The organism is Chroococcidiopsis cubana SAG 39.79 (assembly GCF_003991895.1).
In the GTDB taxonomy this organism is placed as follows: domain Bacteria; phylum Cyanobacteriota; class Cyanobacteriia; order Cyanobacteriales; family Chroococcidiopsidaceae; genus Chroococcidiopsis; species Chroococcidiopsis thermalis.
Genome location: NZ_RSCK01000056.1, coordinates 25,148 through 43,222, shown reverse-complemented (window position 1 = coordinate 43,222; position 18,075 = coordinate 25,148). Strand labels below are relative to the sequence as shown.

Here is an 18,075-nt window from a genome sequence, read left to right as displayed (position 1 = left end):
TGCAACTTCAGTCATAGGCAGATTGGACTGCTCCTTCACGCGATCGAGTAGTGGCAGTTGGGACAAGACTAGATCGGTGTTAACTGGCACGTCTGCATTTTGGAGCGATAACGGCTTGGCAGCGGTACGCTCTTTCTTGGCATTGTAGATGACGACCTTAAACCCCCGTACCAGTGTCCAAAATAGCTCTAAGACCGAAATATCAAAGGACAAACTCGTGACTGCTAACCAGACTCCAGGTGGGTTATGTTCGATAACTCCATCCATTCCAGTAAAGAAGTTAACTACGTTGCGGTGTTCTACCATCACACCCTTGGGCTTACCTGTAGAACCAGAGGTATAGATAACGTAGCTCAAGTTTTCTGGCTTCACGCCACTATCGGGATTGGCGATCGCCTGTTGCTCAATCTCGTCCCACATCGTATCGATGGGGATAACATTGACATGTGGCTCGACAACCAAATTGCTAATTAACTTTTGCTGTGTGACGATAACCGGAGCTTGAGAGTCCTGCAACATGAAGCTGATGCGCTCTGGTGGAAAGTCTGGATCGAGGGGAACGTAAGCACCGCCTGCCTTGTGGATTCCTAGCAACGCCACCATCATTAAGAGCGATCGCTCTACGTGCAACCCTACGAGAACATCGGGACCTACGCCTTGTTGTTGTAAATAACGAGCTAGTTGATTGGCTTTGGCATTCAACTCTGCGTATGTCAAATGTCGATCTTCAAAAATTGCAGCAACCCCTTTTGGATTTTGTACTACCTGCTGCTCAAATAACTGATGGATGCATTTATCTCGGGGATAGTCTGTCTGAGTATTATTCAATTCTACAAGTAGCTGCTGTTGCTCTTGTGGATTTAATAGAGATAATTCAGAAATGGGCTGTTGTGCGTTAGCAACTATACTTGCTAGTAAAGTCTGAAAATGACCGTTCATCCGTTCAATTGTGTCTGAATCAAATAAACTAGCGTTATATAACCACCTTCCCCTTAATCCATTACTATTTTGTTCTATCAATAAAGCTAGATCCGCCTTTGCTGTGTTATCTTCTATTCCCCAAAGACTTGTAGCTAAGCTAGAAAGTTCGATGTCTTGTAAAAAAACATTTTCGTTAAAGGTCAATGTTACCTGGAATAGAGGTGAATAACTTGGATCTACCTCCATCTGTAATTTTGATATCAAGACTGAGAGAGGTACAATTTGATGATTTTGTGCTGACAAAATAACTGCTCGTACTCGCTCTAGTAGTTGCTGAAAACTAGGGTTTCCAGACAAATTTGTGCGAAGAACTAGAGCATTAATAAAAGTTAAGTCTATTGATGAATAATTCTGTTTAACAACAGGGGAACCTACTACGATATCTTCCGTACCTGTATAGCGGTAAAGCAAAGTATTCAATGCCGCTAATAAAGTTGTAAATAAGGTGACACCTTCCTGTCTGCTGAACAAGCTGAGTGCGGTTGTTAGTTTCCGAGACAGCACAAACGATTGAGAACTACCTCGATAAGTTCGATCTGTGCGTCGCGGTCGATCTGTAGGGAGTGATAACAAAGGTGGTAAACCTGCTAATTGTTGTTTCCAGTAGGTGAGAGAAGACTGGATCGAAACCGATTGCTCAAAATCTTTTTTAGTGAACATAATACTTTCTTTACTATGTTGTTTACTTGGTCTGTCTATTTTTAAAATGCTGTATTAAAATGAAAAATTTACGAAGTTCGGGTATAATCGAAAGTGGGACTTAGACATTTATTTATTGCTTGTCACTCGGTGCTTGTTGCTCTGTACGCTACTTATAACAGTATGCAAACCGATTGTTAGCGATCGCGTTCAGGAATATGTATAACTTGATGTATGCGTTGTATGTTTTCTGCTCAAACAGTAAGAATAGGATGCGCGATCGCCCGTATTCGGCAACATTAGGAAGTATCAACTCTTTTGACTTCAGCTACTCAACTTAACTTTCAGCACGAATGGTTTAGCATAAAAGCAAGTGGGACTTCAAAGGTTTGTTAATGGTTCGCGCCCAACCTTCGCTAGAATTTATTCCTCCAGCTCTCAATCCCTTTGTTCTGCGGGGAACTCAACTGCTGTTACCTGTCCTGCTACGATCGCAAACAGCGATTACTCACATTCAAGCAGAGAATACAGAAGTGTTAGTCGATCTTTATCGCGCTTTTGGGGCTGGTAAAACTCGTTTTATCATGGCGTTCCGGCATCCCAGCCCTGACGATCCATTTTGTATGGCATACCTGCTGCATCGTCTAGTCCCACAGGTAGCACGCCAACAGCAAATATCGCTGCCACGTCCAATTCACGCACATTTTCTCTACGATCGCGGTATTCCTTTGTGGGCGGGAGCGCATGTGAGTTGGTTATTTTCCAACTTGGGTGGCATTCCCATTCATCGAGGCAAGGTCGATCGGCTCGGGTTGCGAACAGCTCGAAATTTGTTCGTCAACGGCAGTTTTCCCATGGCAGTCGCTCCAGAAGGAGCCACTAACGGACACGGTGAAATAGTTAGTCCTTTGGAACCTGGAATCGCTCAGTTAGGATTTTGGGGCGTTGAAGATTTGCTGAAGGCTGGACGCGCCGAACAAGTTTTCATCGTGCCAATTGGAATTAAGTATTCCTACGTTCAACCTGCTTGGCAACCTATAGAAAAGTTATTGAGCGAATTGGAAGCAGATAGTGGTTTGAAGCAAGGGGGGGGAAAAGAAAAAATTGCCTCAATGGATGAAGCCCTGCTCTACCAACGACTTTATCGATTAGGCGAACACCTGCTGTCCTTGATGGAAGAATTTTACACTCGGTTTTACCGTCAAACATTGCCAATTTCAGTTAATGCAATTGCTACCGATACAGTGTCAGTAGAAAATACTTCAGGATTAAAACGATCTAGTTCCGAACGAGATTTTGCAGCGCGGTTGCAGGCACTCATGGATGCGGCATTGCAAGTAGCAGAGCAGTATTTCCACTTCCAACCTCAAGGTAGCACGATCGAACGCTGTCGTCGTTTGGAACAAGCGGGCTGGGATTGGATTTATCGAGAAGATATTAAGCAAGTAGAAGCCCTGTCTCCTGTAGAGCGAGGATTAGCCGATCGCATTGCCCAGGAAGCTAACCTGAGAATGTGGCACATGCGACTCGTAGAAAATTTTGTCGCCGTCACGGGCAAGTACGTTCGAGAGAAACCGACGATCGAGCGGTTTGCCGAAACAACTTTGTTAATGTGGGAAACGATCGCCCGAATTAAAGGTAGTAGTACCGTTCGTCGTCCTCGACTGGGTAAGCAATCAGTACAAATGACAGTAGGCGAACCAATTTCAGTTTCAGATCGTTGGCAAACATATCAAACTAGTCGTCGCAGTGCTAAGCAAGCTATTACAGATCTGACAAGAGATCTGCAAACTGCTTTAGAACAAACGATCTAACCTGCTGCTTAAATCTCCTCAAGGCGATCGCTCCTTCAATTTTTACTTTTTATTTCAACACGAGTCGTCTCTGAAAAATATCGGTAATTTAAAGATATATCTCTTCTAAAGTCAAGGAGGAGGAGATGGCAGAGCAAGACTCACATTCTAAGTTCTGGAATTCTGATTTTTGGGATAAATCTGTCCGAGCAACTCTAAGCCCGGTCATGCACAATCCCAGGCTGACACCAAAAATTTTATTTCTTTTGGCTGTAGTACCGTTTACCGTTGTTATCCTCGTGTGGGTGTTGACTCTGCTTGAGCAATAGAACCAGGTAAGTTACGAGCTTGGTTGGAGGCGATCGCCATGATGGGATTGGGACTATTTTGGTTTTTTGTGTTCTGCTTTATTGTTCTGATGGGCTTAGCACTTTTAGCGGAAGTCTTGTTCTACAACGAAGAGCAGCACTTTTGATAGCATGTCTAGGCGTTTAAGCCACGCTCCTATGCTTCTACGCCGCTGCGAAGCATTGTACCGTTTTATTTTTTTCGATTTACTGACAAATAACAGAGAAGCTGCGGGAATTTCTTTGACTACTCAGAGGAAACGGGGAAGCAAAGATCGCTTCTACTTGTGGAATTAATTCCTCCCACTCAATTGGCTTGTGGACTATTCCACTCACTAACTTCTGACATTCAACCGAAATAGAATCGCGACGACTAGGTGCAACTAGAATAACTGGTATGCGATCGTTGCGATAATTTTGACGCATACAGCGCGCGACTTCCATCCCATCTATTCCTGGCATCATCAGATCGAGTAAAACTAGGTCAGGCTTTGCTCGTTCTATCTGGGCGATCGCTGCTGCTCCCGAGTCTGCAAGTATAACTTCATAACCTTCAGCCTCCAAGATAACCTGGAGTAACAAGGCGTGGTCGTAAACGTCATCGCAGACAAGAATATTTTTAGTACCGTTCTTTTCAAAACGAGTAGATAAGTCCATCAGATGAAAATCTAGATAAATTTAATTTGTTAAAAACAGGCTTTATTAAACTACGGTCTTTGATATTTAAATTCCGCTATGATTCAATAGCTATAATTACTTACCAACAAAACTTAATATACCTCTTGTTCCAAAGCGATCTGAGGATAAATTAAGATTATTTTAATAATAGAGCGATGGAGCAGGGCGATCGCCACCTTGGGGTAGTAACCCAATTTTGGCAAATCAGCTCGTAACTATACTTAAAAAAATAAGTCCGCACCTGCGAACTTATCAACCTTCACTCAAATTGACTTTTTTAATTCATTGCTCTCACGGAAGGTCTATACGAATTGCAATAGGAACTTTTATGTCTACTATTTTTCCTATCTCACACTAGACTCTACATAAGTTTTCCGAGGGCTACGCGCTCCAACAACAGCACCAATCAGCGAGGCAATTAAACCCAGTAACGAACCAAATACGAACCACCACAAGCTTCTAGCAGTAGCATTAGCAATATCACGAGCTTGTTCTGCACTGATATTAGGTAGGTTTTGCGGATTAACCCCTTGGACTTGGTTAGATATGACTCCAGCCGCATTGGAAGCAGCAGAAGCTGCCAAACCAAAAGCTCCCGTGACTCCAGATGTTACTAGCCAAGAGCTAAGAGCTAAAGTAGTCGCCCAAAGAATTGCACCGTTAAGTAGAGCTGTACTGCGATTCATTGGTCCACAGCCACGAGCTGTCACCCAACCACCAATTAACAAAGAAATTAACAAACCAATAGCCGACCAAATTCCCACGTTACCAGCAACATCAGCAGCGTTTGTTCTTGGTGCGCCAGAACCCGCAATGCTGGTTGCGCCAATCGCTGCAAATAAAGCACTTAAAATCAACTGAGTTGCTATTGCAATTACGATACCTGAAATAATTGGACCCCAGCGAATGCGATCGTGGTAATCGACAACGGGAGTGTTGGTAACGGTGCGTTCAGAAACAGCATCGTTAGTTGGTCTATTGACGTATGCCATATTCTAATTTACTTCCTCGATCCCTTAGAACTTAATGCTTATTTCTTTTTATGTAATAGGGATGTATTTTTAAATTTAAATTGAAATCTATAACTTTGCTATCTATCAGTAGAAATATCCCTATAGAATTATTCAATTTTTCTATAAAAGATCTTGCTAGCAAGGCTTTGTGCTAGATTGCACAGTGCATTTGGGCAAGAATATTGACTTATATGAAAGTAAGTCGCGACGTAGTTTTAATTCCCCACTTCAGTACGTATTTCGATTGATACGGTAGCAGTTACTACTTCTATCGCTGGCAGGATGGCTTACCCCAATTATTGAATCATGATGAACGAAATATTGCAGTTGCGTTGTTGAGGCAATCTGTTTGTAAATAGTGTTGCAAACATTGCTCAAACAAGAATTTTTCCAACAGCGCGAATTTACAAAACTGCTATATCCCTCGGTACAGTCTAGCTAGATCGGGAGAAACAGAAAGTCTATGGAAAAAATCCACCCCCGCCGGAAGTGGACGCAGATAATGGCACTGGTGTTAACGGCATTACTGACATTGCCAATTCTTAATGCTTGTGGTGGCAGTCCGAACACGTCTGCACCTCCGCCTCCTGTTGCAGATAATGTTGGTAGAACGCAAACCTATCCTTCAAACCAACCCCAAGCAAGAAAGGGACTGTCTACAGGACAAAAAATCGCGATTTTGGGTGGGGCTGCTGCACTCTACTACATCTACAATCAGCATAAAAATAGGAAAGGACAAGGACCGCAAGGACAATACTACCTTTCCAAAAACGGGAGAATTTATTATCGCGATGCTCAAGGTCGTCCTCATTGGGTCACGCCGCCACCAGAGGGAATTCGAGTTCCAGAATCGGAGGCGAGGCAGTACCGCGACTTCCAAGGATATAACAACAGATCGACGGGTCGCGATTTGACCGACTTGCAGCCAGCGCCAGCATTGTGACACTCGCGGCAGCAAAGGTATAGAACAGCAAGTGAAATAAAACAGTAGGAAGGAAAAATGAACTTTTTACAAAATATGTTTGGCGGTCAGGATGGAGAGCGAGACTACAGAGACTTCGTGAATCGATACGAACAGGGTTTACCGCACGAAGGCTATTCAGACGACGAAGTTTATAATCGATATCAACAAGTATCCAGACACGTACCTCCTGATATTTACCAAGAGTCCGCACAAGAAGCCTTTAGCCGCATGTCTCCGCAAGAACGGATGCAGTTTGGTCAATATCTTCAGCAGCAGGCGCGGGGGCAAAACTACGATTTTCCCGACCTTAACCAAGATGGCATAGACGATCGCCTCCAAGACCCCAACTATCTCGCCCGCGCAACGGGTAATATTCATCAGCAACAACCAGACCTACTCGGTCAGCTAATGGGTGGTGCTACGGGAGCTATGATGGGTGGTCAAAGAGGTGGTAACTTATTTAGCAATCCATTAGCAAAAGCAGCGATGGCTGGGATTGCAGCGATTGCTGCCAAGAAGATGATGGGTGGTGGTAGATCGGCAGATTACGGACAGTACGGGAACGTTCGCCCCGCTAGCGAAGACCCCTACGGCGATCCAGCGGATTACGGGCAGTACGGGAACGTTCGTCCCGCTAGCGAAGACCCCTACGGCGACCCCGCAGATCGCCGAGGATTGTGGTAGTAACATCACGTCCGTTCAAATAACCATATCACCGTAGGGGCGGGTTTTCATAGAGATTTTCAGACATAGTACCAATATCTCAATAAACCCGCCCTTACAGAATTTACGGTCAATCAACCGGATATGAGATAAATCGTAGGGGCGGGTTTTCACAGAGATTTTCAGACATAGTACCAATATCTCAATAAACCCGCCCTTACAAAATTTAGGGTCAATCAACCGAATATGAGATAACAAGCCAAATTTTAGATAATCGAGTAGATGGCGATCGCATCATATTTTCTCCCTTTTGTATTGCTAAAGCCGCCACACATGACGTATTGTTCTCCCAGTTAGTAACCATCTACTACAAGCGGTTTTTGCTCGTCGAGCAGTTTTTGTAATAACTGAATACCTGTCGGAGTCCAATAGTACCTTTTTCTTGCATCGGTGTGATAGTGAATGTCGATCGCAAAGTCGGAGGCATGTTTGGCTTTGGTTTTGGTCAGCCATTCTGGTGAAACTCCTAGACGACGACTGACTTCTTTTGTTGGTAAAGAGTTTGCCGGAATATCAGATAATTTTTTTTGTGATTTCAAACTTTTTTCTGATTTTAGACAACATAATTGCTCGATTCCCGCTTCCATCCAATGCACGATTCCCGCTGTATCTTTGTAGTAGTGAATGTCAGCTAAGAATCGGTCTGGATGCTGGTAGCGTTGAGCGTGACACCAACTCAAAGAACACCCCAGTTGGGCGGCGACTTGGGCAGTTGTTTGGGTTTTTGGCTGGGACGGTTGTAACTGGACGGAGGTTTGAGCGCAATCGATTTTAGGAACAGATGGATTTGCTAATTCAGTTGATGCAGTAGTAACGTAACTCAAGTCAGAAATTTTGCTTTCCTCTTGTCCTCCATTGCGTTTATCGATGATTTTTGGTTGATGAATGATAGGGTTTGTTGGAATTTGAACTCGATTTATTTGTTTCAACCGATTGAATATAGGTGCGATCGCCTGCACAATTGTTGACTTCAAGTTTTGCAACTGCAAGCCTAAATTTCTCAAAAGTGAATGACAGGCTTTCAAGAAATTATCTTTTGTACTATTTAACCAGTTCAGAAGTTTCTCTGTTTTTTGCTTCACCAAAGTTCCAAACTGAGTAGGAATTGACGATATTTTTGTATTACTGTTATGAATTGAACTAACTGGTTTGATGTATTTTGTATAGTCTGACTTAAGCGATCGCGGGTCCCATCCTCCTATCTTTTTTGGAGATGTAGCTAAAGGCTGAACTGGTTGAATTTCACTTGAAAGCGCAGTTATTTTCACTACTGTTTCTAATCGATCTTCTCCTTGCGCTTCAGGAGATTCTCCCACTGCTAACAAAGGGCGATCGATCGCCCGAGCGACTCCAGGAGATGCTCTCATAGCCCCCCTTTTTAAGGGGAGCCACTTGCGTGCGGAGGTGTCCTCCGTTGAGCAAAGTGGCGTGGGTTGGGGGGATCTTTCCTTCAACCAAGAAACAATCGAATTGAGCAGTTGACTAGAACTAGAATGCCGCTCGACTGAATTTTTATGATGCGATTCTACCCACTGTTCGGTGGAGAGAACTGTTTCTAAACTGGGGATATTTTTAAACTCTTTAAATCGGCAAATCTGCTTCATCTTTCTTGTCAATTCTGGAATCGGATCGCAGAATTGAGCTAAATATTTGAAAATATCCCCTGTATCAGGATTTTGAAAATCTGACCGTGAAAATAGCAACCCTTCTCTAGCATCTAGTTGATAAACTTCCCAAAGTTTTTTATCTTCTGCCAAAGCCAAAATAGATAAATAGATTGCTAATTGAGGGAAAAAATCAATTTCCAAACATCTTTTTTCTAAAGATTTTCGCAAAGGGTGTTGGTAATCAGACAATCCTTTGATATTATCATCAACTGAGTGGCGATCTTCTGAAAAGTAGAGACTGTCATAATCAATGAGTTTGAGCGAAAACTGTTGAAAAGATTTAACTACCAAAACATTACCATGTTGCAGATCGCCGTGAGCAATACCAGCATCGTATAAGTTTTTACATAATTCACGCCATCGCTCTGCCAAAGAGAGTAAAACATTTCTTTTCCCAAGATTTGCTTTAATAAACTTTTTTAAATTTTCCCCTTCTACCCATTCCATTTTCAAGATTGGGTAGCAATCGCCTTGTACTCTAATTCCTGCTTCTAAAAAGGTAGAATCTACAAAATAATTTCGACATGAACTATTTTTTAATCGGGTTAAAGCCTGTTTATAGTGATTTTTGACCTCAAAGTTACTCCGGTAGAAACATCTCACTGCCCAAAGTTTGCGAGGTGATGAAGTTTCAAATTTAAAAGCGATCGCGAAACTTCCAGCCGCCGACCAAATATCTTTAGTTCCATCAGGCTTAATTCTTTCTACGGCTTTTCCCGCGACCAAGCTTGCATCCAAATCGCGCTCAATTTTGGTTTGAGGATCTTTTTTACGAAAGGCAAATTGAGGATTGCGAATTGCGCTACAGTATTCCGAACGACTGGGATATTTCATAATTCAGTTGTCAGTTATCAGTTATCAGTGACTAGTGGCTGGTGACTAGCGACTAGCTGAAGAATTCTACTACTAGCCACTAGCCGCTAGCTACTCACTTTTATTACTACTAATGTCGTATCATCATTTTTAATCAGTTTTTGTTGTCTGAGTTTGTTGATAAAGCGATAGAAATCCTGCTGTTGGTGAAATTGAAACGCTTTTTTCCAGTCTTCTCCTTGGGCTTCATAATCTGATATAAGCCATTGAGATAAGGCATCTGTTGCTAGTAAAAAGATATCTCCGTACTCATACCATCCTGCGGCAAATTGAGGCGGAAATGAAGTGTATTCCGGTAAACTTTCAAAACAGAGCGTTGTGCCTTTAAAATCTCGTGCAGCGGTCAGAGGGAAGGTGAGTAGATTGTCAGTTTCCTGCTCTAGTTTGAATAAACAAGTATCTCCTACGGCTACAGCTTGCCATTGATTTTTGGCATAATGCTCTAAGTTTTGTAGCTCTAAGTTTTGTAGTTGCAACCCCAAAAAAGTAGCTGAGCCGCGATTTTTAATTTCTGAGCCTCCTTGCCACCATTTACGATTAGGAGATTGAAGTTTAGTTAAGTAATATTGTCGCCAAATTTCTTGAGATGGCTGCAACCAATCCTCATGCGATCGCCGGATACTCTCAATCGGGTTTTCTGCTACATGACAAAAAGATTTGACGAGAATCTCCGCCCATTTTTGCGGGTATAGCGAAGTACTAGCCCCGTCTGCTAGAGCTACTAAACTACCATCGGGGCTGTTCTCAAAGCGATCTTGAATGTTTTGCTCTAGTTCGCCAACTTTAGGTAGAGAGAAATAGCGGATTTCATAAGACATTGAATTTAGGTAGATAATCTACCCGCGAAATTCTGCTTTTGTTCCTATTTCTAATAGTTGAATCAGGGTTTCGAGTTTGGCATTATACACAAAACCTTTAGCATATGGAGTTGGATTCAACCCAGATGCCGCAGCTCGTTCGAGCATATTTGGGGGCAATTCGCTAGAAGTTTCAAATAAAAATTGAGCGTAACTATCTCCCTTGGGTAACTGGGTGGGAGCAGCGGGAAGGACGACTTCTTGTGCTGCATTGCCAGAGATATGAGCGTTGAGTAACAAAGTCTTGCCATCATCCGTTTCTAGTCCAGCGAGTGCCTCAGCTGCTTTGCGGGTTGTGGGTAAGGAGTCGGCTTCACCATCGGTAATATTAATTACAACAGGGGGAAAGCTAGAGGGATGCGTTTCAATCCAGTCTTGGACTAATTGATGCGCCATTTCAAATGCTTCTGTCATAGGAGTTTCTCCCACCGCCGCAGGTTCGATCCAGATCGGAAATTGGTCGTCGATTTCTACTAATCCGCCTGCTCCATCCGATACTTTTCTTTTGATAGTTTCGACTCGCAAGCAATTTTCAGTCAGTTCTTGAATGGTGACAACTGGTTTCGCGGCTAATGTTCCCGAAAAAGCATTGACGGCTGCATCTTTTAGCTTGCCATAGCCCAATACTGAGATGTCGCAGCTATTTTTAATGTCCTCGCCATCAGTACAAGCTAAGACTGTCTCGCGCAATACCCGATTCACAGCCTTAGCGCATTCTTTCGATTTCGTGCCTGCGGAACCAAACGGATAGCACATAGAGAAAGATTGATCGATCAGGATGACTAGGTATCCCGGCGTGGCGCGACTAATTTCTTGGGTGTAAGACATAGCAGTTAAGTCCCAAAGATTTGTGGGAGCGATTATACAAAATCTCCCAACTTGGCTAAATGACTGACTGCGCCTGGTAGATTAGTGTTGGCGATCTAAAATCTCTTTTTGGCGATCGCAAAGTTTTAAAGTTGTATTGCCAATAATTAACAACTCAATTACATATATTCACAGGAGATTCATTCTATGCAAAAAATTCGCATCGGTAACGGCTACGACATCCACCAACTAACTACAGAACGCCGTTTAATTTTGGGAGGGGTAGAAATTCCGCATGAATTGGGATTGTTAGGACATAGCGATGCTGACGTACTCACCCATGCAATTATGGATGCCATGCTGGGGGCGCTGAGTCTGGGAGATATTGGCTTGTATTTCCCCCCGTCCGATCCGCAATGGAAAGGTGCAGATAGTTTGGTACTGCTGAGTAAAGTCAACCAATTGATTCAAGAAAGGGGTTGGCAAATTGGTAATATCGATTCCGTAGTCGTAGCAGAACGCCCAAAACTAAAACCTCATATTACAGCCATGCGCGATCGCCTTGCCACCGTTCTGCAAGTGGAGCCAGAACAAATCGGCATCAAAGCGACTACCAACGAAAAATTAGGTCCCGAAGGACGCGAGGAAGGGATCTGCGCCTATGCTGTGGCTTTACTGGTGCAGTAAGGCAGAAGTCAAAAGTCAAAAGTTAAAAGTCAAAACTCAAAAGTAATTCTCCCTGGTCCCTGCTCCCTACTCCCTGCTCTCTGTCAACGCTCCACCACAACTGGAACCGCTCCCAGCCGTGCAGCCGTAACAATAGGGTGCGGTTTGAATTTCATCGATTACGTCTAAAGTCCCTGCTGCCAAAATTTTCGCTACTGTTAAAGTTTCCCCAGCACGAGTTTTGGCAGGTAAATTCATCATTTGATTAAAATCACAGTCGTAGATATTCCCTAAATAATCTACAGAAAGTTCGTCCCGACACATTAAGTGTTCGACTGTATTCGGATTAAAATTAGACTCTAGAAATTCCAAGTATGAAGCGTACAGTTTTTTTCTTTGTAGGTGTAGCAGCGTGCGCCCTACTGGTAAATTAGTAATTGTAAATAAGTTATTGAATGTGATTCCAAAATGTTCTTGCAAAAAGATTTTATAATCCTTTTCTAGCTTATGTTGGTCGGGAGTCAGAGAGAAGCGATCGCTGACTGGTAGTTGAGGATTATATACCAAGTCGAGAATTAATTCAGGCTCTTTACCATAACCCAACCGATTTAGGGTTTGTATTGCTGCGATCGAAGCGTCGAAAACTCCTTGTCCTCGCATTTTATCCACATTGGTAGCCATATAGCAGGGGAGTGAAGCAACGATTCTCGTTTGATGTCGAGTGCAATATTCTGGCAAATCTTCAAAACCAGGTTCAAAGTAAATCGTTAAATTAGATCTAACAATAACTTGCTTACCATGTTGGCGTGCGGCTTCAACTATAGGTTTAAAACCGTAATTCATTTCTGGAGCGCCACCAGTTAAATCAACAATTTGAATTTCAGGAAATCGTTCGATAACTTGAATTAATTGACTGCAAATTACGGGTGAAAGTTCCTCTGTTCGTTTTGGACTTGCCTCAACATGACAATGAGTGCAAGCCAGGTTACAGCGCTTACCTAAATTTATTTGTAAAACTTTGATTTGACTTTTAGTTAAAGGCGTTTTTAATTTACGGGCGAAAGGTGTAATTGATGTTTGAATCATGATTTGATCGGTACTTTTCTTTTGCGATCGATAGTCAATGGTCAATTTTCGATTCATCTCAACCATCAACCATCAACCATCAACTATTAACTATTAACTAACAACATCCGCCCCCAGTATAGTGCCAAGTTGAATTAGTCACTATAACTTCAGTTGGCATCAAAGCAGCGAGTTTGGCTGCTGTTTTATCGCAGACTGCGGCTGGAATTCCTTGTTGAAGTACGTGTCCGGCTGAGTCATCAAAAAAGGATTCTGTACCAGCATAAATGGCTGTTTTTCCTGTAAAAATACAGGCTCCATCATCTGGGATTGGCACTTTGAAAGATACAGAATCGAGGCTTTCTAAAAGCAAATTTTCTTCCAGGTTGTATGTATGACAATCTAACAACCGATAGGGACGACGCGCCCGAATTTCAACTTGTCCAAAACCAGCATCTACGATCGTCTGAGTATACTCATCATATGTAAGTGCGCCTGACAGACACATCGCCCGCAGTCTTTCATCTTGTTGCAGGTGTACTGGAATCGGACGAGTGGCGATTGGATCGCTCATTTGCAAGCGTCCGCCTGGTTTTAGCACTCGCCAAGCTTCTTTTAAGGCAAGAGTTAAATCATCTGGCTCAAATATATTAAACAGACAGTTCTGCGCTACTACATCCACAGAGGTATCTGGTACGGGAAGATTAAAAGCATCACCTGCCCGAATTTCGACGAAACTAGGATCGAACCAAGGATTTTCTGTCACAGCAGCTTGTAGGTTCCGTGTAGCTGCTTCGCGCATGGCTGCAACTGGATCGACAGCAATCACAGCACCAGGACGGCGAGAAAAATAAGCGAATTGTAATGCCTCTAAACCACCACCAACGCCTACATATAGTACTGTCGGCTGGTTAGCTAGTTCGGTAGGGTGGACAGTTGTACCGCAACCGTAGTTCATTTCCTGCATTGCCAGGGGAATTTTGAGTCCGGGTAGTTGCAGGGGACTGCTTTGCACGCAGCATAGACCGATTTGGGGTGTTTCTGCGACTTCGGAGTAAAACTTTGCTGTTGTCTCTAAATAACTCATTGTCAGCTGGAGTAAAATGCCGAGATGAATATGGCGTATTCTTTGGCACTGTGTTCTACTCTAGCGGATTTTTACTCTCGCGAATCCTCATAAAGAAGTAGCGGTTGACATCTTGACGCAGCAGAGATAAGCTGGCGATCGCCCAAGCACAGAAGTTAGAGAAAATCCGTGTCAAAGCGATCGATTTTTTGTTGCTTGTTCTAAAAAATGACGCACGCCTTCGCTCATTTGTAATAAATTAGGTTCGATTTTTTTACCTAAAAAATCCTCAACCACATGGGCTATAGTCCCAGTCAGAAACCAAGGCACTCCCTTCATCTGATGCGGATCGATACTCATTGCTCCCCGACTCTGAATTAAAGTTGTATCGCCCTCAGCAATGAATTGATTTTTCCCACCACAATGTACGGCTTCTGTGAAAGCATGAGTTTTGATTTGCCATTCCAGCGTCAGATTTGATTCATCCCAGGTATTGTATTCCGTCCAAGACAGCATATCTTCGCTGAGAATTGCTCTAGCTGCGGCAGGAATTTCACCGCCACCATGCCATTCATTTATGGTGTAAACTTTGCCATTTTCTTCGCGCCGAGATTTGATTTGAACCGATCGCACGTTGTGCATGTAGGGAATGAGATCGTTCAGCTTATCTCGGTATGTAGCATAGACAAGGTGACATGGAAAAGGAATGCGGGTATCAGCCGAAATATTTGTCATTTAGTTTAAAGTTTCTTAAATTCAGTTACAACTAATCCTAAAGATTGTCAAAAAGCGATCGCCTTTTTACAATCCGCCAGAGAATTAGCTAACTGAGTATAACCCCTGGTGTAACCCTGAAACTACAGTTTTGTCTCCTTGATAATTTACGCACTTGAAGCTTCAGATCTCGATCCCCCCTAACTTCCATGAAAAAGGGGGGAATTTAAAGCCCTGTTTTTATCTCAGTTGGGAGATCTCTTTTAAATTACTTGAATGACTCTAGTTGATCGACTCGCAACCAAATATTCGGAGTTGGTACATGTCCAAATACGACTAACGCATAGTCACCTTTAATATCTAAAACCTCTCCTTTGGTTTCAAAAATATAGCTGGGAAAGCGAGAATCGCTAGCTTGTGCTTCTAGGCTATTTTCTAGCTGTTCGCGCACGGCACGAACCATATCCCCTCTTTTAATCGCCATATGCTGCTCTTTCAGATTGCTAAACTATTTCTTTTCGCATTTTACAGTTATCAGGGAGCAGGGAGCAGGGAGTAGGGAGTAGGGAGCAGGGAATAAGAAATAGGGAATAGGGAATTGATATTAATTCCCTATTCCGAATTCCGAATTCCGAATTCCCTCGCCCCTCATTTCTGGCATTGCGGACAGAAGTGAGCCGATCGCCCAGCTAAACGTAGTTTTAGTATGGGAGTATTGCAGATGCGGCAGGGTTTGCCCGATCGGTTATAAACCCAAGCTACACCGCCATAATTACCGTTAACGCCTTGAACGTTGAGAAAATTACTAAAAGTCGTGCCACCAGCGTTGATACTCGCTTCTAACACTTCAAGAATGGCGGTTCGCAGGCGCGATATTTGTGGCGATCGCAAATCCGCACATAAGGTCTGGGGTTGCACGCCAGCGCGAAACAGCGCTTCATCAGCGTAGATGTTACCGATTCCTGCAACGATTGATTGGTCTAATAAGGCATTTTTGATCGGACGACGGCGATCGCGCAATTTTGTCGCAAAATATTCCACAGAAAAATCTGAAGAAAACGGATCGGGACCCAATGTTGCTAATCCCGTCACGACTGATTCAACCGCTCGTTCTGGAGGAACCCACCACATCTGTCCGAAAGTGCGTTGATCGACGAAGCGCAATTCCCAATTCTCAGCCAAAAACAATCGGACTCGCGTATGTTTGTGTAAAGGCTCGTCCTGTGGAAGCCATAACAGCTGTCCAGTCATTCGTAAGTGAACACCAAGAAATTCGGAATTCGGAATTCGGAATTCGGAATTTGGGATTAGTTGTGACTTGCGACTTGCGACTTGCGACTTGCAACTTGGAATTGCTCCCTGCTCCCTGCTCCCTTTGACTAACTCTGCCAGCAGATACTTCCCGCGTCGATGCCATTGGGCGATCGCTTTTCCCGAGATCCCGTTGAGAAAATCTGCCACAGAAAACGGGTAGGCGATGGTGCGATCGAGCAACACATCCCCACCCGTAATTTCTCGATTCAGGGTGACTTGATTTGCACCCCGTCGAACTGTTTCTACCTCTGGCAATTCAGGCACGATTTATCGTTTTTCAGTTCCCTGATTGCCACCACCTTCTACCAGTGGATCGCTACTACCGGATTCTTGTACGGCAGCACCTTTAGCTGTAGATTGTCCAGCTTGTCCTGTTTTGCGGATATCTTCCTGAATTGGAGTTTGCTGACCACCAGAAGCCACAGGCGTAGCCTTCTTCGCTTTAGCTTTTGGTTTTTCTATTTCTAGAAGTTCAAAATCAGCAAAGTTGTTAGTATTTACGCCAGCATAGTTCACTTTATCAAAGCGAACGATGACTGGATACTTGATGCCGCTTTTGTCAACAGAAGCAACAAGACCAACATCTTGATACCAGTAGGATTCTCTTCTTAAGATCCGCACCTTAGAACCACGTTCAACCATGAGTATCTTCCCTGTTATAGATAATTGCTAATCGAGCGGGTTAATAGCATCAAGATACAATGTTTTGGTAATCTCACAATCAACTGTTAAGTTATTTATCTAAAGCGGTCATTGGTCATTCGTGAGTGACTAGTCACCAGCCACTAGTCACTAGTCACTAATAACTAATTCCCGCCAGCGAACTTGGACGAAGTGGGCAGTGCGTCCGGTTTCGTCGCGAACATCTGCGATATTAACTATTTCCAAATTGAAGGGGATAGCTGTCGTGACATGGCGCTGTGCTAGCATTCCCAGTTCGGGAGTTAAATTGGCGGCGGCTGTTGCTGCTACTCCTAACCCCAACATCTGCTCGATCGGCGATCGCGGTAACAACAGATGCATACCCATGACTAGTCCCAAGCCTAGCAACAATCCTACCGACACATTCGTACCGCAACGGGGATGCAAGGCTAAATTCCACTCTCCATTGGTAAGACGCTGAAGGGCAGCCAGCACTGCCCGCTGTAGTTTGATTTTATTCACCTGACCGTAAATGTAAAAGCCTCGTTCAGTAGATAGACCGCCTAACGATTCGTTGTCTGTTTGCTGGGACGAAAAACGAGGATATGGCGATCGCCCTGACTGGCTTAAGAGCCAAACTGTAGCGTGTTCTAGTGCATGAACTTGCCTCAGCATCAACAGTTCTTTCAACCCGGGAACAAAGGGAAGATGCTTGACTAAATCCGCGTCTTGGGTAGGTTGAGGAATATTCTCCCCAAAATTGAACCAAGGGATTAACGATTCAAAAACGTTGTCTGGGGCGAAATTGTTCATACCAACACCGCTAGTAGCAGCCCGATCGGAGACTTTTCTCTTAATCTAGCGCTTACTACTTTAAAGCAGTCGAGCCGCGAAATTTCGCGACTCGACTATTGTTAGAAAATTTAATTGCTAGAAAACTTCGCGATCGCCACTCACGGGTAAAGGGCAGCAGTTAACATCGTTAAGACAGACTTTTCCCCACTGTAAAGCCCATCGTACCAAAGATACGCGATTTTCTGTAGCTGTTTTGGTCAAAATATTACTAATGTGATTGTCAACAGTACGCTTGCTGATTTCCAACTTTTCTGCTATTTCCTGATTGGTCAAGCCAGCAGCTACCAAATCGATGATTTGTAGCTCTCTTTCTGACAGGGAAACAGGGTTTTGAGACTCGCCACCAGCCATGAAGTATTTTTTCCTTAGTAGATCTACTCACGCTCCTCTTTCAATTCTAGAGGATTCTTC

Annotated in this window: 19 protein-coding genes; 5 read left to right on the top strand and 14 right to left on the bottom strand. The window is 43.6% G+C overall.

Annotated elements, in window-relative coordinates; all coding sequences use genetic code 11:
- On the bottom strand, positions 1-1,641 hold a 1,641-nt coding region (locus tag DSM107010_RS25090), incomplete at its 3' end, for a non-ribosomal peptide synthetase (protein WP_148125936.1).
- A gap of 374 nt (positions 1,642-2,015) precedes the next feature.
- Here DSM107010_RS25090 and DSM107010_RS25085 point away from each other — a divergent pair.
- Together DSM107010_RS25085 and DSM107010_RS25080 are read left to right on the top strand one after the other, a co-directional pair.
- Positions 2,016-3,434, top strand: coding sequence for a 1-acyl-sn-glycerol-3-phosphate acyltransferase (locus DSM107010_RS25085; protein ID WP_106168294.1), 1,419 nt, complete (start codon positions 2,016-2,018; stop codon positions 3,432-3,434).
- Positions 3,435-3,559: 125 nt separating this feature from the next.
- Positions 3,560-3,742 (top strand): hypothetical protein, encoded by a 183-nt coding sequence (locus DSM107010_RS25080; RefSeq protein ID WP_015154178.1) that lies wholly within the window; start codon positions 3,560-3,562, stop codon positions 3,740-3,742.
- Positions 3,743-3,967: 225 nt separating this feature from the next.
- Here the strand turns inward: DSM107010_RS25080 and DSM107010_RS25075 are convergent, their stop codons facing one another.
- The gene (locus DSM107010_RS25075) at positions 3,968-4,417 is read right to left on the bottom strand and encodes a response regulator (protein ID WP_106168295.1); all 450 of its coding nucleotides are present in this window, start codon (positions 4,415-4,417) and stop codon (positions 3,968-3,970) included.
- A gap of 365 nt (positions 4,418-4,782) precedes the next feature.
- Entirely contained in the window at positions 4,783-5,430 is a 648-nt protein-coding gene (locus DSM107010_RS25070; protein WP_106168296.1) for a hypothetical protein, read from the bottom strand.
- 484 nt (positions 5,431-5,914) lie between these two features.
- On the opposite strand from DSM107010_RS25070, the gene DSM107010_RS25065 reads away from it, so the two are divergent.
- Complete coding sequence (locus tag DSM107010_RS25065; RefSeq protein ID WP_041462430.1) at positions 5,915-6,394, top strand: hypothetical protein; 480 nt, start codon at positions 5,915-5,917, stop codon at positions 6,392-6,394.
- A 57-nt stretch (positions 6,395-6,451) separates the two neighbouring features.
- Positions 6,452-7,099 carry a hypothetical protein gene (locus DSM107010_RS25060; RefSeq protein WP_015154173.1) on the top strand — a complete coding sequence of 216 codons (648 nt, stop codon included), beginning with the start codon at positions 6,452-6,454 and terminating at the stop codon, positions 7,097-7,099.
- A 332-nt stretch (positions 7,100-7,431) separates the two neighbouring features.
- Here DSM107010_RS25060 and DSM107010_RS25055 read toward each other — a convergent pair whose 3' ends face one another.
- The 3 genes from DSM107010_RS25055 to DSM107010_RS25045 form a co-directional block, all read right to left on the bottom strand.
- Complete coding sequence (locus DSM107010_RS25055; RefSeq protein ID WP_106168298.1) at positions 7,432-9,639, bottom strand: BUD32 family EKC/KEOPS complex subunit; 2,208 nt, start codon at positions 9,637-9,639, stop codon at positions 7,432-7,434.
- A gap of 86 nt (positions 9,640-9,725) precedes the next feature.
- Positions 9,726-10,496, bottom strand: coding sequence for a hypothetical protein (locus tag DSM107010_RS25050; RefSeq protein ID WP_127024177.1), 771 nt, complete (start codon positions 10,494-10,496; stop codon positions 9,726-9,728).
- A gap of 18 nt (positions 10,497-10,514) precedes the next feature.
- Positions 10,515-11,363, bottom strand: a complete 849-nt coding sequence (locus DSM107010_RS25045) for a vWA domain-containing protein (protein ID WP_015154170.1) — start codon at positions 11,361-11,363, stop codon at positions 10,515-10,517.
- A gap of 186 nt (positions 11,364-11,549) precedes the next feature.
- Here DSM107010_RS25045 and ispF point away from each other — a divergent pair, with 186 nt between their 5' ends.
- Positions 11,550-12,029, top strand: a complete 480-nt coding sequence (gene ispF, locus DSM107010_RS25040; RefSeq protein WP_015154169.1) for a 2-C-methyl-D-erythritol 2,4-cyclodiphosphate synthase — start codon at positions 11,550-11,552, stop codon at positions 12,027-12,029.
- A 66-nt stretch (positions 12,030-12,095) separates the two neighbouring features.
- Here ispF and arsS read toward each other — a convergent pair whose 3' ends face one another.
- The 8 genes from arsS to pedR all read right to left on the bottom strand — a co-directional run bounded on the left by arsS (position 12,096) and on the right by pedR (position 18,015).
- Positions 12,096-13,094: an arsenosugar biosynthesis radical SAM (seleno)protein ArsS gene (arsS, locus tag DSM107010_RS25035; protein WP_106169820.1), complete on the bottom strand. Its 999-nt coding sequence runs from the start codon at positions 13,092-13,094 to the stop codon at positions 12,096-12,098.
- A gap of 97 nt (positions 13,095-13,191) precedes the next feature.
- Positions 13,192-14,160: an arsenosugar biosynthesis arsenite methyltransferase ArsM gene (gene arsM, locus DSM107010_RS25030; RefSeq protein ID WP_106169817.1), complete on the bottom strand. Its 969-nt coding sequence runs from the start codon at positions 14,158-14,160 to the stop codon at positions 13,192-13,194.
- Between the two features lie 171 nt (positions 14,161-14,331).
- Positions 14,332-14,874 carry a hypothetical protein gene (locus tag DSM107010_RS25025; RefSeq protein WP_015154166.1) on the bottom strand — a complete coding sequence of 181 codons (543 nt, stop codon included), beginning with the start codon at positions 14,872-14,874 and terminating at the stop codon, positions 14,332-14,334.
- Between the two features lie 247 nt (positions 14,875-15,121).
- The gene (gene ndhO, locus DSM107010_RS25020; RefSeq protein WP_015154165.1) at positions 15,122-15,337 is read right to left on the bottom strand and encodes an NAD(P)H-quinone oxidoreductase subunit O; all 216 of its coding nucleotides are present in this window, start codon (positions 15,335-15,337) and stop codon (positions 15,122-15,124) included.
- 164 nt (positions 15,338-15,501) lie between these two features.
- Positions 15,502-16,431 carry a DNA-formamidopyrimidine glycosylase gene (locus tag DSM107010_RS25015; protein WP_106216020.1) on the bottom strand — a complete coding sequence of 310 codons (930 nt, stop codon included), beginning with the start codon at positions 16,429-16,431 and terminating at the stop codon, positions 15,502-15,504.
- Positions 16,432-16,434: 3 nt separating this feature from the next.
- Positions 16,435-16,809 (bottom strand): photosystem I reaction center subunit IV, encoded by a 375-nt coding sequence (locus DSM107010_RS25010; RefSeq protein ID WP_015154163.1) that lies wholly within the window; start codon positions 16,807-16,809, stop codon positions 16,435-16,437.
- A 150-nt stretch (positions 16,810-16,959) separates the two neighbouring features.
- On the bottom strand, positions 16,960-17,622 hold the full coding sequence (locus tag DSM107010_RS25005; RefSeq protein ID WP_127024174.1) for a DUF6391 domain-containing protein: 663 nt from the start codon (positions 17,620-17,622) through the stop codon (positions 16,960-16,962).
- A gap of 117 nt (positions 17,623-17,739) precedes the next feature.
- Positions 17,740-18,015, bottom strand: a complete 276-nt coding sequence (pedR, locus tag DSM107010_RS25000; protein WP_015154161.1) for a photosynthetic electron transport-dependent transcriptional regulator PedR — start codon at positions 18,013-18,015, stop codon at positions 17,740-17,742.
- Between the last annotated feature and the right edge of the window lie 60 nt (positions 18,016-18,075).

Bases quoted from the DNA above. Each gene is read 5' to 3' on its own strand.
- DSM107010_RS25070 (WP_106168296.1), bottom strand. From the start codon at position 5,430: ATGGCATACGTCAATAGACCAACTAACGATGCTGTTTCTGAACGCACC.
- ndhO (WP_015154165.1), bottom strand. From the start codon at position 15,337: ATGGCGATTAAAAGAGGGGATATGGTTCGTGCCGTGCGCGAACAGCTA.
- DSM107010_RS25080 (WP_015154178.1), top strand. From the start codon at position 3,560: ATGGCAGAGCAAGACTCACATTCTAAGTTCTGGAATTCTGATTTTTGG.
- DSM107010_RS25045 (WP_015154170.1), bottom strand. From the start codon at position 11,363: ATGTCTTACACCCAAGAAATTAGTCGCGCCACGCCGGGATACCTAGTC.
- DSM107010_RS25075 (WP_106168295.1), bottom strand. From the start codon at position 4,417: ATGGACTTATCTACTCGTTTTGAAAAGAACGGTACTAAAAATATTCTT.
- pedR (WP_015154161.1), bottom strand. From the start codon at position 18,015: ATGGCTGGTGGCGAGTCTCAAAACCCTGTTTCCCTGTCAGAAAGAGAG.
- DSM107010_RS25010 (WP_015154163.1), bottom strand. From the start codon at position 16,809: ATGGTTGAACGTGGTTCTAAGGTGCGGATCTTAAGAAGAGAATCCTAC.
- DSM107010_RS25025 (WP_015154166.1), bottom strand. From the start codon at position 14,874: ATGACAAATATTTCGGCTGATACCCGCATTCCTTTTCCATGTCACCTT.
- DSM107010_RS25065 (WP_041462430.1), top strand. From the start codon at position 5,915: ATGGAAAAAATCCACCCCCGCCGGAAGTGGACGCAGATAATGGCACTG.
- DSM107010_RS25050 (WP_127024177.1), bottom strand. From the start codon at position 10,496: ATGTCTTATGAAATCCGCTATTTCTCTCTACCTAAAGTTGGCGAACTA.
- DSM107010_RS25005 (WP_127024174.1), bottom strand. From the start codon at position 17,622: ATGAACAATTTCGCCCCAGACAACGTTTTTGAATCGTTAATCCCTTGG.
- DSM107010_RS25085 (WP_106168294.1), top strand. From the start codon at position 2,016: ATGGTTCGCGCCCAACCTTCGCTAGAATTTATTCCTCCAGCTCTCAAT.
- arsS (WP_106169820.1), bottom strand. From the start codon at position 13,094: ATGATTCAAACATCAATTACACCTTTCGCCCGTAAATTAAAAACGCCT.
- DSM107010_RS25055 (WP_106168298.1), bottom strand. From the start codon at position 9,639: ATGAAATATCCCAGTCGTTCGGAATACTGTAGCGCAATTCGCAATCCT.
- ispF (WP_015154169.1), top strand. From the start codon at position 11,550: ATGCAAAAAATTCGCATCGGTAACGGCTACGACATCCACCAACTAACT.
- arsM (WP_106169817.1), bottom strand. From the start codon at position 14,160: ATGAGTTATTTAGAGACAACAGCAAAGTTTTACTCCGAAGTCGCAGAA.
- DSM107010_RS25060 (WP_015154173.1), top strand. From the start codon at position 6,452: ATGAACTTTTTACAAAATATGTTTGGCGGTCAGGATGGAGAGCGAGAC.